The sequence below is a fragment of the Candidatus Aquiluna sp. UB-MaderosW2red genome, assembly GCF_900100865.1.
GTDB lineage: Bacteria > Actinomycetota > Actinomycetes > Actinomycetales > Microbacteriaceae > Aquiluna.
In genome coordinates, this window is record NZ_LT627734.1 from 1,124,690 (window position 1) to 1,139,153 (window position 14,464).

Below are 14,464 nucleotides of genomic sequence, written 5' to 3' on the forward strand. Positions count from 1 at the left end.
ACAGGAGCCAAAAATGACCGACAGCCGATCTAGCTCACTTAGAGCTAGGCTGCCGCGCATATTCACAAGATCTTCGACTGCTTACGGAGCCGACCTTCAAGAGCTGATTCGAATAGTCAAAATCAATCACCCAAAGGGCGATCTCGGTATTATCGAGCGCGCTTATGTGACAGCCTCTCACTACCACACTGGGCAGCTTAGAAAAAGTGGTGAAGAGTACATAAGCCACCCTTTGGCAGTCGCCAAAATCCTTGCCGACTTGGGCTCCGGCCCGGCCACAATAGCGGCAGCGCTATTGCACGACACAGTGGAGGACACCGGATACCCCCTGGAAGCCCTAAAAAAGGAATTTGGTGAGGAGGTTGCCCTCCTGGTAGACGGGGTTACAAAACTCGACAAGGTCAAGTTCGGTGACAGCGCTCAGGCCGAAACCATGCGCAAGATGGTGGTCGCCATGAGCAAGGATGTGCGAGTTCTTGTAATCAAACTTGCGGACCGATTACACAACGCCCGCACCTGGGGTTTTGTGGCTCAAGAGTCCGCAAAACGCAAGGCCCAGGAAACTTTAGAGATTTACGCACCGCTGGCCCATCGCTTGGGCATCAGCATGATGAAGGTTGAACTCGAGGACATTAGCTTTGCGGTTCTATATCCAAAGGTTTACGAGGAGATAGTTTCTCTTGTTGGACAACGAAACCCGACGCGGAGTGAATACACCGAGAACGTGATCGACGAGATCACCGCCGAGCTCAAGGAAGGCAAAGTCAAGGCCAAAATTGATGGCAGACCCAAGCAGTACTACTCGATCTACCAAAAGATGGTGCTTCGCGGTAGGGAGTTCGACGACATCTACGATCTTGTCGGAATTAGGGTCATAGTTGGCAGCGTAAAAGATTGCTATGGCGCTCTCGGAGCCATTCACGCCAAGTGGTCTCCGCTTCCCGGCCGCTTCAAGGACTACATTGCGATGCCCAAATTCAATTTATACCAGTCCTTGCACACCACAGTAGTTGGCCCGGAAGGTAGGGCCGTTGAGATCCAAATCAGGACCTCCGAGATGCATCAGCGAGCTGAGTATGGAGTGGCTGCGCACTGGAAATACAAGACCCAAAGCGGGAAAACCGGAGATAAGGAAGTTGACTTTGCCTGGCTCAAGCAGCTCAGCGATTGGCAAGAGGAAACGGCAGACTCGGGGGAGTTTCTTGACAACCTTAGATTTGAAATTGGAGCCAAGGAGCTCTACGTATTTACCCCAAAGGGCAAAGTTGTTGGCCTAGCCGCGGGTTCTACGCCGGTTGATTTTGCCTACACGGTGCACACCGAAGTTGGCCACAAAACCATTGGGGCAAAGGTTAATGGGCGACTCGTGCCGCTTGAGTCCAAACTGCAAGCCGGGGATGTAATTGAAATTCTGGCCTCCAAGTCTGAAAATGCTGGACCCAGCAAGGATTGGCTAAATTTCGTAGCCTCTCCAAGAGCCAAGGCCAAGATTAAGCACTATTTCACTCAAGAGCGCAGAGAGCTTGCTACCGAGGACGGCAAAGAGGCGCTCGTCAAAGCCCTGCGGAAGCAGGGCCTGCCGATTCAAGCCCTGATTGGCTCCCAGTCACTTCAAAAAGTGGCCCAGGAGAATAAGCATGCGGATATTCAGGCTCTTTATAACGCTATTGGTCAGGGCCAGCTCTCAACAATTTCGGTCATAGAGAGGCTCAAACAGCTCGAGGGTTACACCGAGGAACTTCAGACTGAAGAGATACCAATTCAGCTACCCAAGTCCCTGCGTGGCCCAAGAAGTGCCGACCAAGGAGTGATGGTAAAGGGCTCCGCGGGAGTGCTGACCAAGATGGCCCGCTGCTGCACCCCGGTGCCGGGAGATCCAATTATCGGCTTTGTTACAAGAGGCGAAGGTGTATCGGTGCACCGAGAAGACTGCAAGAACTGCAAGAGCTTAAACCCCGAACGGGTTGTCGAGGTGTCTTGGGCCGACCAGGCCCGCGGTGTATTCATGGTGCAGATCCAGGTTGAGGCACTGGATCGATCCGGCCTACTTTCGGATGTCACAAGAGTGCTAACAGAAAATCACGTCAACATTCTGAACGCGTCCGTATCAACAGGTAAAGATCGAGTTGCGCTGAGTAAATTCGTCTTTGAAATGGCGGACCCATCGCACCTTGACCACGTGCTCAATCAGGTCAAAAGAATCGAAGCTGTTTACGACGTTTATCGAGTGAAAAGCTCTTAGTCAACAGCCTTCTGGGCTGCTTCCAGCCAAGCCTGCCGAGCAGCAATTTGTTCCTTTAGCTCCTTTTGCTTGACCGCTGGAGCCGCGGCGAGTTCGGCTTCTAGGCCTAAAATAGCGGTTTCCAACTGGGATACCAAGGAGTTGCTCCGCGCCTTAGCCGCAGGGTCGGACCGACGCCAAGCTTCCGCTTGAGCATCTGCAATCTTCTTTTCTACCTTACGAAGCCGGTCCTCCACTTTGCGCACTTCTTCTTTGGCAACGTGCCCCACCTTGACCCACTTGGTTTGAATTTCACCAAGTTGCTTTTTTGCGGACTCAAGATCAGAGGTGTCAATTTTTTCCGCCTGATCAATCAAATCAAGTTTGGCTTTTAGGTTGCCCGTCTGCGAGGAGGCGAGCTCGGAATCCGTCGCCTTTTTGGCCGCGAAGATTGCGTCACCGGCGGCACGGAATTTGGTCCAGAGTGATTCTTCGGCCTTGCCGGCTTTGGGAGAAGCCTTCCACTGGTCCTGAAGCTTGCGATATTCAGCGGCGGCTTGGCCGCCCCTGGCAACCAGGGCCTCAGCTTGCTCGGTGAGATTCACCTTGATGCCCTTAGCCTCTTTGAATTTGCCATCTAGATTGGCAAAATAGCTTCTTCTGCCAGTTTCAAACTTTGCCCGCGACTGAGAGAAGCGCTTCCAAATTGGATCAGTCTTAGATTTGGGAATCTTTGGCCCATTTTTCTGAAGTGTCTGCCACTTATCAAAAAGCTCGGTCATCTCGGCGGCGGACTTTTTCCAGTTGATACTTTCCATCTTGTGGACCATTGCCTCCGCGCGAGCAGCAATTTCTTCTTTTTCTGCCAAGGCGATAGCAAATGCGGCGTCCCGCTGAGCCGAAATCATTTCAGCAGCAGCACCAATCGGCCCCTGGAGCTTGGCCAAACGATCACGAAGACTGGCAATGTTTCCCAAAACCTTGGGCTCTTTTAGCTCCAAAACTAGGGCGTCATGACCCATCTTCAGGCTTTTTGAGTCACTGATTCCAGCAGCGATTCGCTGTTCAAGAGTTCGAACTTGAGCCTCAAGGTCGGCGAACTTGCGGGTGTAATAGACAAGCGCTGCGTCGGCGCTGACGTTGGGGTATTGGCCGATTTGACGCTCAGCACCGTTGTCAATTACGAAAACGTTGTTGTCTTGGTCTACGCGGCCAAACTCATTGCTAGTCAATGGGAGCTCCTAAGGGTGGTTGTTCTTACTTTACCGAAATCTGAGACATAATTACCGGCTCTACCGGGCTTGCATCAGATGAACCATCCGAAGTGCCTAGGTCGGCAATTGCTTTTACCGCATCAAGACCACCGGTTATTTTTCCAAACACGGTGTAGCCGCCGGCCGAGTCACTCGGGATACTCGAGTCGCCGTAGACGATGAAGAACTGCGAACCCATTGAGTTGCCATCCTGACCCACCCGCGCCATCGCTAGGGTTCCTTCTAGGTACAGGTCGTCCGCGGGAGCGTTCTCGACTGGTCCGAAGTTATAGCCCGGACCGCCGCCGCCGGTTCCGTCTGGGTCGCCACACTGCAACACAAAGATTCCAGCTGTTGTAAGCCGGTGACAGGTCACGTTTTCGTAGTAACCAGATTGCGCAAGGGAAATAAAGTTAGCGACCGCTTGGGGAGCATTTACGCCATCCAGTTCAAGAGAGATCGCCTGGTCGTTTAGGTTCAATGCTCCTTCCCAAATACGAGCCTCTGCTAAGTCAGCGCTCGGGACTTCGCTGGAATTTTGCGGTGCCTCAGCGGCCGGCTCCTGGGTCACATCCAATGCCGGATCACTTGAGCCGGGACCAAAATTGAAATAAAGAAGCTGGCCGGCAAATGCAAGGACAAGTGCCGCGGCTCCGGCAACTAAGGCCACTCGGTTATCCGCCTTGCCCCTGATCAGGCGCTTCCCAACTAGTAGTTGCTTAGCTTGATATTTTTCTAACTTTTCGTTGTTATTCATTACTCCCCGGTTCTCATCCGACCAGTAATTCTAGGACTTGCCTAGAATCATCTGGTGGTACAAACCCCTTTAGCCGACAGAATGCGCCCAAGTTTTATCAATGAGGTGCTCGGGCAAGCACGTCTTTTAAAAAAAGGCTCGCCTCTCGAGCGATTAGTTGCTGCCGAAAAAGATGGCACTTGGTCATCAATATTGCTCTGGGGCCCGCCGGGGACCGGGAAGACAACCATTGCAAGACTGCTATCGCGTGTCAAAGATGCCAAGTTTGTGGAACTATCGGCTATCTCAAGCTCAGTGGGGCAGGTCCGGGAGGTTATTGAGGAAGCCAAAAAGCTTCGAGAAGTTTTTGATCGGTCCACAATTTTATTTTTAGACGAAATACACCGATTCTCCAAGAGCCAGCAGGATTCGCTTTTGGGAGCGGTTGAAAGTGGAGTTATAACCCTCATCGCCGCAACCACGGAAAATCCCGCCTTCAGTGTCATCAAGCCACTTATCTCTCGGTCACTAGTTTTTCACCTCGAACCACTTGCCAAAGATGACTTGATATCGCTTTTGGAAAGAGCGAGAAATAGTGCCGCGGGACTTCAGGGAAGAGCCTTTGAACCAAAGGCACTTGACTACATCGCTCACATCTGTCAAGGAGATGCCAGAAGGGCACTCACCCTGATGGAAGCGGCAGCACAGAGTTGCACCGGCGAAGTCAGTTATCAGGCAGCCGCAGATGCCAGCGAATCAACAATCGCCTATGACCCCAACGGGGATGAGCATTACGACACGATTAGCGCTTTCATCAAGTCGGTCCGAGGTTCCGATCCTGACGCTGCGATTCACTATCTGGCCCGCATGATTCTCGGGGGAGAAGACCCTAGGTTCATAGCGAGAAGGCTGATGATTCTGGCGGCAGAGGACATCGGCCTCGCGGATCCGCAAGCAATAGTGCTGGCAAGCGCGGTCGCGGATGTTGTGGAAAGAATAGGAATGCCCGAGGGCCGAATCCCACTAGCCGAAGCCACAATTTATTTGGCAACAGCTCCAAAATCGAACCGGGCTTATATTGCAATAAACCAAGCTATTGCAGACGCAGAATCAGGCGATGTTCCGGCGATTCCTGCGGCTCTCAGATCCACCGGCGCAGTCGGCTACAAATACCCTCATGATGACCCTCGAGGGGTCATAGCCCAGGAGCACTCACTTCAAAAAAAGAGCTATTACTTGCCAAGTGCCCACGGCTTTGAGTCCGTCATAGCCACTCGACTAAAAGCAATCGGAGAAATCCTCGGTAGATGAGTGACAGCCCTGGCTCCAACTGGTAAGCTTTCGGGGTTGCTCTGCTCCAGCGGCTGGGACGTAGTGCAAGATTCCCAAACATAGAAAATTTGAAAGGTACCTTTTTGTCAAAGACAACTAGATCCCGCAGCAAGACCCGTCTATCTCGTGCCCTTGGTATCGCGTTAACGCCAAAAGCTGCAAAGTACATGGAAAAAAGACCATATGGTCCCGGTCAGCACGGCCGCACCAAGCGCAAGTCAGACTCCGACTACTCGGTTCGGTTGCGCGAGAAGCAGCGCCTTCGCGCCCAGTACGGTATTCGCGAGGCCCAGCTTCGCAAGACCTTCCAAGAGGCAAAGCGAACCGAGGGGCTAACCGGTGAGAATTTGGTTGAGCTTTTGGAGATGCGTCTAGACGCACTTGTACTTCGTGCCGGTTTTGCTCGCACCATGGCGCAGGCTCGTCAAATGGTGGTGCACCGCCACATCCTTGTTAATGGTGAGCGCGTTGACCGCCCTTCATTCCGAGTAAAGCCCGGTCAGCTGATTCACGTTCACGACAAGAGTGAGAAGACAGAACCTTTCCAGGTCGCTGCTGCTGGAGGAAACTCTGATGTGCTAGCAAAGATCCCGGAATACATCAAGGTTGACATTGACAAGTTGCAGGCGACTCTCATTAGACGCCCAAAGCGTGTCGAGGTTCCAGTGACCTGTGAAGTCCAACTCGTAGTTGAGTACTACGCAGCGAGGTAATAACTTATGAGCGGTGGCGAGATCGCAGGCATTATTTTTGCCAGTGGTTTCGCCCTGCTTGTTTTATTCATCGGAATTCCTCTTACCAAGCTGGGTAAGTTGCTTGACGAGAGCTCAAACACCGTCAGATCGGTGAATAAAGAAATTGAACCCATGCTTGCTGAGGCCAGGGTTACTCTAACCGAGGCCAATAAGCAGCTCAAAAGAATTGATCAAATCACCAAGGATGTCGAACAGGTGAGCGTAAACATTAGCTCGCTGGTGGCCGTTTTCACCGCCGCGGTAGGCACCCCACTGACGAAAATCTTTGGCGTAACTCAAGGTATTTTCAAAGCATTCGGAAAGCGGAGGTAGTCATGTCTAAATTCAATTGGTTCGCAATCGGCATCGGTTTAGGTGCTTTCGCGGTAGTGCAGCTCAGGGATAACCCGAAGGCTCAGGACGCTCTGGATGGAGCAGTCGCTGCCGCCAAAGACTTCGGTAACTCGATTGCAGAGGGTTATGCAGAGCGAGAGGCTGAGCTGAATAAGCCGGCCCCAAAACGCCCAGCCAATAAGAAGAGCTAAATGAAGACTGCCGAGATAAAACGGCGTTGGCTCAACTTCTTTGAACAAAAGGGCCACACTGTTGTTCCAAGTGCCCCACTAATCTCCCAAGACCCTAACCTGATGTTTGTGGTAGCCGGAATGGTGCCATTCATCCCATACATGTCGGGAGTCATTCCCGCACCTTATTTGAGGGCAACCAGTGTCCAAAAGTGCGTCCGCACTTTGGACATCGATGAAGTCGGCAAGACCACCCGGCACGGAACTTTTTTCCAGATGAATGGCAATTTTTCCTTTGGCGACTACTTCAAAAAAGAAGCTATTGGCTATGCCTGGGAGCTACTGACCAAATCCGAAGCGGATGGTGGGCTTGGTTTTGATCCAGAGAAGCTGTGGGCAACCGTTTATGAGGACGACGAAGAATCTATCGATTACTGGCTAGAAGAAACAAGTATTCCGCTGGAGCGAATCCAAAAGCGTGGCATGGCAGATAACTACTGGTCAACCGGCCAGCGCGGTCCGGCCGGGCCTTGCTCGGAAATCTACTTTGACCGCGGTCCGGAATACGGTCTTGAGGGTGGCCCGATTGCCGATGAGGACCGCTACATAGAGATCTGGAATCTGGTCTTTATGCAATACGAGCGCGCGGATGGCGGCACCAAAGATCACTTTGAGATTCTTGGTGACCTGCCGAAAAAGAACATTGACACTGGCATGGGGCTTGAGCGAGTTGCTTTTTTGAAGCAAGGCGTCGAGAACATTTACGAGATAGACCAGATTCGTCCACTAATAGATGTCGCCGCGAGGCTCAGCGGTAGAAAATATAACGCTGACGAAACAGACGACATCAGGATGCGAGTCATAGCAGATCATATTCGCTCGGCTCTAATGCTGATGTCTGATGGAGTATCACCATCAAACGAGGGTCGTGGATATATTTTGCGCAGACTCTTGCGTAGAGCGATTCGATCGCTACGCCTTTTGGGTGTGACAGAAAAAGCCTTCCATGAATTATTCACGAGTAGCAAAAACGCGATGGTTGAGGCCTACCCCGAGCTGGAAGAAAGTTTCCCCAGGGTTCTGCGCCTAGCGCTCGCCGAGGAGACTGGGTTCCTAAGAACCTTGGAGTCTGGTAGTCAGGTGCTGGAGGAGTCCATGGCCCTAGCTAAAGGTTCACTGGCTCCTGAGGTCGCGTTCTTGTTACACGACACCTATGGCTTTCCGATCGATTTGACAATTGAAATAGCACAGGAAAACGATCTCACAATCGATCGAGGTGCGTTCGATAGCTTGATGCAAGATCAAAAAGAGCGCGCAAAAAAAGATGCTAAGGATAAAAAAGTTGGCTCTTCCGGACTTCAGGTTTACAGCGAATTTCGCTCATTGGGTGAGACGCAATTTTTAGGATACGAAGCTTTGAACACGAGCGGAACTATCTTGGGGCTGGTCCGCGACGGAATTAGCGTTCAGGATTTGTCCGAAGGTGAGGTTGGGGAGCTTTTTATTGATAAAACCTCTCTCTACGCAGAATCCGGTGGCCAGGCGGCGGATTCAGGTCTTATAAGAGGCGAAGGCTTTGAACTTGAGGTGCTAGACGTCCAAAAACCAGTAAAGGGCCTTTTTTCCCATAAGGTTCGAGTCCTAAGTGGCGAGGTAGGAATCGGGTCGAGTGCCGAAACCTTGGTCGATGCCGATTGGCGCCTCGGGGCCTGCCAGGCCCACTCGGCGACTCACGTAATCCATGCAGCACTGCGTCAGGTTCTTGGTAAAGAGGCTATGCAGTCGGGATCTTATAACCGCCCCGGATATCTTCGGCTTGACTTCTCCTGGACTCAGGCACTTTCGGAAGCCAGTAAGTCTGAAATCGAAGAAGTATCTAACCTGGCGATTAGAGCTGATTTAGCAGTCTCTGCACAGTTCATGAGCCTGCCTGATGCTCGCGAATGGGGAGCCATTGCGCTATTTGGCGAGACCTACGATGAGAAAGTCCGAGTGGTTCAGGTTGGCGGACCTTGGTCGCGCGAGCTTTGTGGCGGCACACACGTCTCAAGATCCTCGCAAATTGGCCTTGTTTCAGTGACAGCAGAGGCCTCGGTGGGTTCTGGTTCGAGAAGAATCGAGGCCGAGGTCGGCCTCGGGGCATTGACCTCTTTGCTTGCGGAGCGGGATTTGGTTCGCAGACTGGCGCTGAGCCTAAAAGCACCCGCTCAGGAATTAGAAGCGAGAATCGGGCAAGCATTAGAAGATCTCAAATCCGCGCAGCGTAAGGTATCCCTACTGGAGGGGCAACAAGCTCTCAAGTTAGTTCCCGAAATCCTGGCATCCAGCACAAAGATTGCAGGGCTCGATGTGGTGTCGACTCACCTAGAACAACCCCTAACCGCGGATCAGCTCAGAAGCCTCACTATTGCGGTACGTGATCAACTGGGCGAACAATCCGTTGTCATTCTCGCGAGCATCTTGGACCTTCGGGCCACGGTAATGGTCGCGGCGGGCCAAATCGCCCAATCTCAAGGGGTTCGAGCTGGAGATCTTGCGAAGATTGCATCGGCAGAGCTCGGCGGCGGCGGCGGCGGAAAAGCCGACATCGCCCAGGGTGGCGGTACAGAGGTACTGCAGCTTTCGGCGGCTCTTAGGGCTGCAGTCTCAGCCATCGCGTGAACAGAAGGTTAGCCTTGGATTCTGGCGATGCCAGAATTGGAATCGCAATTTCAGAGGGAACTCTCGTTCTGCCAATCGAGGCGATCCCGAACGATGCCCAAGCCGTATCCAAAATCCTAAGTGAAATACAAGCCCGCTCAATAGCCGCGGTCTATATCGGCTTACCGCTAAGCCTAGGAGGCGGGCTTAGTAACTCCGCCCACAAGGCCATCGCACTGGGCAAAGCCCTGGCGAGCCAAAGCCAAGTACCGGTGCGGTTTGTGGATGAGCGTCTGACCACAAAAACCGCGGCTTCAATGCTCAGAAGCGCGGGCAAAAACGCTAAGTCCTCAAAAAGCATCATCGATGCCCAGGCGGCAGCGATTATTCTTGAGTCAGCTCTTCAGCAAGAGGTGCAGGGCCAGCTTGCTGGTAAAACTCTGGAGGATTTGAATGACTGAGACTGCCAGGCCCCGCCGATCCAAGGGGTTTTACGCGGCCCTTATTTCTTTTGCCTTACTGGCGGGGGCCATCGGGGGCGGGTTATTTTTAGCTCAAGGCTCTCTAACCTCTTTGCTATCTCGTTTTCAGGTTGAGGATTATGAAGGTGAGGGCGGGCCAGCAACCCGGATAGAGATTGAGCCCGGGGATACGGGTGCCGATGTTGCCAGAAAAATGGTAAGTGCTGACATCGTAAAAAGCTTTGACGCGGTCTATCGCGACATGCTCAGAACGGATTTCACAATATTCCCGGGGGTGTATGAGTTCCCAACTCAAATCCCAGGTCAAGAAGCACTGCGTTTACTAATCGAAGGCAATGGCAAAATCACGCTCACAAGCACAATCCCTGAGGGATTCAGGATCTCACAAATTGTTCCCCAGCTAGCTAGTGACTTCGGCTTGAGCGAACAGGACTTTGTATCCGCTATCGCAACGATTATGGGGGAACTGCCCGACCAAGCCCTCAATGCTGAAGGCTATCTATTTCCCGCTACCTATACTTTTGACCCCGGGGTGAGCGCGCAAGAAATCATTAATGCGATGCTCAGGCGCACCGAAACCGAGCTTGCCAAGCACGATATCACCCTCAAGTCATCATTTGATGTAATTCGACTGGCTTCGGTTTTGCAGGCCGAAGCGAGAAACGTTGAGGATTTCTATAGGGCTTCGAGGGTTTTTTTGAATCGACTGGACATTGGGATGCTCTTACAGTCCGATGCGACGGTGAACTATGGTACTGACGGCAAAACAGTCACAACCACCGATGCTCAGCGAGCAGACCTAAATCTTTACAACACCTATGTTCACTTAGGCCTCCCAATCGGGCCAATCGCAAGCCCCGGAGGTATCGCGATAGATGCCGCACTTAGACCTGCCGACGGTTCCTGGCTGTATTTTGTAACGGTCAATCTTGAAACTGGGGAGACTGTTTTCACCGATACCTTTGCCGAGCACCTTGTTGCTGTGAAAGAGTTCCAGGCCTGGCTGAGGGCGAATCCGGGTTTTAATGACTAGTCACTACGCAGTCCTAGGTTCGCCCATCGCGCATTCAAAGTCCCCACTAATCCACAATGCTGCTTTCGGTTTTCTGGGGGCCGATTCTGATTATCAGGCTATCGAGCTAGAAGAGGGCGTAGCGGGCTTTATAGCTGGATTGAGCAGTGATTGGCTCGGGCTCTCTCTCACGATGCCACTAAAAAGAGAGGCCCTCGCCTTTGGTGACCGAGTGGATTATCTTGCTATCGAGGCTCAGGCGGCCAACACTTTGATTCGCACCAATACGGGCTGGGATGCCTATAACACCGATATCTTCGGCATAGGCCAAGCGCTAGAAGGCAGTGATTTCGATTCCGTATCGGTCCTGGGCACAGGAGCTACTGCTAGAAGCGCGATCATTGCGATGCAGCAACTTGAGAAAAAAGTCACAATCTGGGGGCGCAATGAGATTGCCGGCATTCGAATGGCTAAAGAGTTTGAGTGCGCATGGGTTTCTCTTGATAAGGCAGTGAGGGCGGACCTAACCATCTCAACACTTCCCGGAGGGGGATTAGACCAATACCTAGAGTCGCTATCGCCACAAGGGATGCTTTTGGATGTGGCTTATGATCCTTGGCCTTCAGGGGCAGCAAAATTGTGGTCCGTGAATCACGAAGTTATTTCCGGTATTGAGATGTTAATTTGGCAAGCCATCGGACAACAGCGGTTATTCGCCGGCAATCAATTAGAAGAGCCCTTAGAAAATGAGCATAAATTAGTGGAAGCCGTTCGCGAGGCTCTAAGCATGGCAAAATAGTAGTATGTTGCGCTTTATCACTGCCGGAGAATCTCACGGCCCCGAACTCATTGGTGTTTTAGAAGGCCTGCCGGCTGGAGTTGCCGTTTTGGCGGAGGATATTCAAGCGGCGCTTGCCAGAAGAAGATTGGGCTATGGCCGCGGCGCCCGCATGAAGTTTGAACTCGACGAAGTCACAATCTCAAGTGGCGTGCGCTTCGGGTTATCCCAGGGCGGGCCAATTGCGATACGCATTGCAAACACGGAGTGGCCAAAGTGGGAGAAAGTCATGAGCGCGGCACCGGTAGATCAGAGCGAACTCTCGGGAGCCAGGGGAGCACCCCTGACCAGGCCAAGGCCTGGGCATGCGGATTTCACCGGGATGCAAAAATACAACTTTGAAGAGGCAAGGCCAGTTTTAGAGCGCGCCAGCGCGCGCGAAACTGCCACAAGAGTAGCGTTAGGAGCGATTGCTCAGAGTTTTTTGAAGAGCCTCGGAATCGAATTAGTTACCCACACTGTGGCAATCGGGCCGGTCCAAAACCATGAACTTGCCCTTCCAAGGCCAAGCGATCGAGCGGTATTGGACGAGGATCCGATGCGCTGCTTTGATAAGCCCGCCTCCGAAAAGATGGTCGCCGAAATCGATGATTGTCATTCAAGTGGCGACACGGTGGGGGGAGTGGTTGAGACCCTGGTCTATGGTTGCCCCCCGGGACTCGGGAGTTACGTCCATCACGATCGAAAGCTAGACGGTCAGTTGGCGCAGGCGGTTATGGGAATTCAGGCTATTAAATCAGTGGAAATCGGGGATGGGCTGGAAACCACAAGAAGACGGGGTTCAGTGGCCCATGACGAGATTATTCGCGAGAACGATTTAGCCCAGCGAGTAACCGATCGCGCCGGCGGCATTGAAGGTGGCATGTCTAACGGAGAAATTATTCGAGTGCGCGCAGGAATGAAGCCCATCTCCACGGTTCCCAAGGCCCTTAGGACTCTCGACACCTCAACCGGTGAAGCGGCAACGGCTCATCATCAAAGAAGTGATGTCTGCGCGGTTCCTGCCGCTGGAATTGTCCTAGAGTCGATGGTTGCTCTGGTGATAGCTAACAGTGTGATGGAGAAGTTTGGGGGAGACTCAATTTCGGAAACCAAGCGAAACTTGGATTCGTATCTCGAGAACATTCCGGCCGTGTTGCGCTCCAGAATCGTCAAGCCGTAGTGCTAGACGTGGTCGTTCTGATTGGACCAATGGGTTCTGGAAAAACGACCTTTGGTAAAAAACTGGCCAAGGAACTTGGACTCTCATTCATCGACACCGATAAGCAGATATCCAAGCTTCACGGCCCTATCACCAGTTTGTTTCAAAAAATAGGAGAGCCTGCTTTTCGTCATTTGGAAACCTCGGCTCTAAGGGTTGCCCTGGGCGAAGGCGGCATTATCGCCACCGGCGGTGGAGTGATTCTCAGCGAGATAAACCAAGAAATGCTGAAAGGCTTTCACACTGTTTTTTTAGATACAAAGGCGGAACACGTAATTGGTAAAATTTCAGTGGCAAAGCGCCCGCTTCTAAAAGACAACCCTGAAAAATGGCAAGAGATTTACGATGATCGAATTGCCAAGTATCGAGCCGCAGCAGACAGCACCGTGTTCACCGGCGGCAGATCCGTCAAAGCGGTCATGAACGAACTTAGGAAGATTGTTGAAATAAATGAGTAATTCAATCATTGGCCGGGGCCTACTCGGTGAGGTCGCCAACTCCCTAGACGGAGTGAGAAAAGTGCTAATTATTTTCCCTCAAGCCCTAGCGGCGACGGCCGACCTAGTTCAGGAGGACCTCAAATCTAAGGGTTATGAGGCCCTATTGGCCGAAGTGCCCAATGCCGAGGATGCGAAACGTATCGAGGTAGCAGCTTTTTGCTGGGGAATCATGGGGCAGGCTGATTTTCATCGAAACGACGCGGTCATCGGAATTGGCGGAGGATCAACTACCGACCTTGCGGGCTTTGTGGCAGCGACTTGGTTGCGCGGGGTTCGCTCAATTTTGATTCCCACGACCCTTTTGGGAATGGTCGATGCTGCCATCGGTGGCAAGACGGGAGTCAACACCGCGGAGGGTAAAAATTTAGTTGGGGCTTTTCATCTTCCTCATAAGGTGATTATCGACCTCGACACGCTGGCCTCGTTGCCACGCAATGAGCTAGTCGCAGGAATGGCTGAGGTTGTGAAATACGGCTTCATTGCCGACCCCTTTATCCTTGAGGCGATCGAATCAGACCCGGCAGCCATCGATTCCAACTCCGATTTATTTGCAGAGCTAATATCTCGCTCAGTTGCAATCAAAGAGCGGATTACCACCGAGGACTTTCGCGAGTCTGGTGAGCGCGAGATTTTGAACTACGGGCACACGCTTGGCCACGCTATCGAGCTTGCAGAGCGCTATAAATGGCGTCACGGCGCAGCAATCTCGATAGGAATGGTTTTCGCGGCCGAGCTGGCACTGCTCTCTGGTCAGCTTTCCGAGAAAGTCGTGGAAAGGCACCGAAGCATCTTCACGCAGCTTGGCCTTCCAATCAGCTACCGAGCAGATCGTTGGGACCAGTTATTGGCAAACATGAGGCGAGATAAAAAATCGCGCGCCGGCTCATTGCGCTTTGTGATCCTCCAGGACATCGCAAAACCAACGATGCTCAATGCGCCAACTCCAGAGCTTCTTTTTACCGCATATCAAGCGATTGTGGAATAGCGTTTG

14 protein-coding genes are annotated in these 14,464 nt (G+C 52.4%); 12 read left to right on the top strand and 2 right to left on the bottom strand.

The window, feature by feature from the left end:
• Positions 1–13: 13 nt before the first annotated feature.
• The gene (locus tag BLP47_RS05760; protein WP_091851375.1) at positions 14–2,242 is read left to right on the top strand and encodes a bifunctional (p)ppGpp synthetase/guanosine-3',5'-bis(diphosphate) 3'-pyrophosphohydrolase; all 2,229 of its coding nucleotides are present in this window, start codon (positions 14–16) and stop codon (positions 2,240–2,242) included.
• Here BLP47_RS05760 and BLP47_RS05765 read toward each other — a convergent pair.
• Together BLP47_RS05765 and BLP47_RS05770 are read right to left on the bottom strand one after the other, a co-directional pair.
• The gene (locus BLP47_RS05765; protein ID WP_091851378.1) at positions 2,239–3,453 is read right to left on the bottom strand and encodes a DUF349 domain-containing protein; all 1,215 of its coding nucleotides are present in this window, start codon (positions 3,451–3,453) and stop codon (positions 2,239–2,241) included. The two genes, BLP47_RS05760 and BLP47_RS05765, sit on opposite strands and share 4 nt — an antisense overlap.
• A gap of 25 nt (positions 3,454–3,478) precedes the next feature.
• Positions 3,479–4,231, bottom strand: coding sequence for a peptidylprolyl isomerase (locus tag BLP47_RS05770; RefSeq protein ID WP_091851381.1), 753 nt, complete (start codon positions 4,229–4,231; stop codon positions 3,479–3,481).
• 54 nt (positions 4,232–4,285) lie between these two features.
• Here BLP47_RS05770 and BLP47_RS05775 point away from each other — a divergent pair, with 54 nt between their 5' ends.
• From BLP47_RS05775 to aroB, 11 genes are all read left to right on the top strand, one after another.
• Positions 4,286–5,521, top strand: a complete 1,236-nt coding sequence (locus tag BLP47_RS05775) for a replication-associated recombination protein A (RefSeq protein ID WP_249883295.1) — start codon at positions 4,286–4,288, stop codon at positions 5,519–5,521.
• A gap of 104 nt (positions 5,522–5,625) precedes the next feature.
• Complete coding sequence (gene rpsD / locus BLP47_RS05780) at positions 5,626–6,255, top strand: 30S ribosomal protein S4 (protein ID WP_091851387.1); 630 nt, start codon at positions 5,626–5,628, stop codon at positions 6,253–6,255.
• A gap of 6 nt (positions 6,256–6,261) precedes the next feature.
• Entirely contained in the window at positions 6,262–6,609 is a 348-nt protein-coding gene (locus tag BLP47_RS05785; protein ID WP_091851390.1) for a DUF948 domain-containing protein, read from the top strand.
• Between the two features lie 2 nt (positions 6,610–6,611).
• Positions 6,612–6,821, top strand: coding sequence for a hypothetical protein (locus tag BLP47_RS05790; protein ID WP_091851392.1), 210 nt, complete (start codon positions 6,612–6,614; stop codon positions 6,819–6,821).
• Complete coding sequence (alaS, locus tag BLP47_RS05795; protein ID WP_091851395.1) at positions 6,822–9,461, top strand: alanine--tRNA ligase; 2,640 nt, start codon at positions 6,822–6,824, stop codon at positions 9,459–9,461.
• The gene (ruvX, locus tag BLP47_RS05800; RefSeq protein ID WP_091851398.1) at positions 9,458–9,901 is read left to right on the top strand and encodes a Holliday junction resolvase RuvX; all 444 of its coding nucleotides are present in this window, start codon (positions 9,458–9,460) and stop codon (positions 9,899–9,901) included. Before alaS ends, ruvX begins: the two co-directional genes overlap by 4 nt.
• On the top strand, positions 9,894–10,955 hold the full coding sequence (mltG, locus tag BLP47_RS05805) for an endolytic transglycosylase MltG (RefSeq protein ID WP_091851401.1): 1,062 nt from the start codon (positions 9,894–9,896) through the stop codon (positions 10,953–10,955). Before ruvX ends, mltG begins: the two co-directional genes overlap by 8 nt.
• The gene (locus BLP47_RS05810) at positions 10,948–11,733 is read left to right on the top strand and encodes a shikimate dehydrogenase (protein WP_091851404.1); all 786 of its coding nucleotides are present in this window, start codon (positions 10,948–10,950) and stop codon (positions 11,731–11,733) included. The genes mltG and BLP47_RS05810 overlap by 8 nt, the downstream gene beginning before the upstream one ends.
• Before the next feature lie 4 nt (positions 11,734–11,737).
• A complete protein-coding gene (aroC, locus tag BLP47_RS05815; protein ID WP_091851407.1) occupies positions 11,738–12,934 on the top strand; it encodes a chorismate synthase in 1,197 nt (398 codons plus the stop codon).
• Entirely contained in the window at positions 12,934–13,431 is a 498-nt protein-coding gene (locus BLP47_RS05820) for a shikimate kinase (RefSeq protein ID WP_091851410.1), read from the top strand. The genes aroC and BLP47_RS05820 overlap by 1 nt, the downstream gene beginning before the upstream one ends.
• Positions 13,424–14,458 carry a 3-dehydroquinate synthase gene (gene aroB, locus BLP47_RS05825; protein ID WP_091851413.1) on the top strand — a complete coding sequence of 345 codons (1,035 nt, stop codon included), beginning with the start codon at positions 13,424–13,426 and terminating at the stop codon, positions 14,456–14,458. The genes BLP47_RS05820 and aroB overlap by 8 nt, the downstream gene beginning before the upstream one ends.
• Positions 14,459–14,464: the final 6 nt, after the last annotated feature.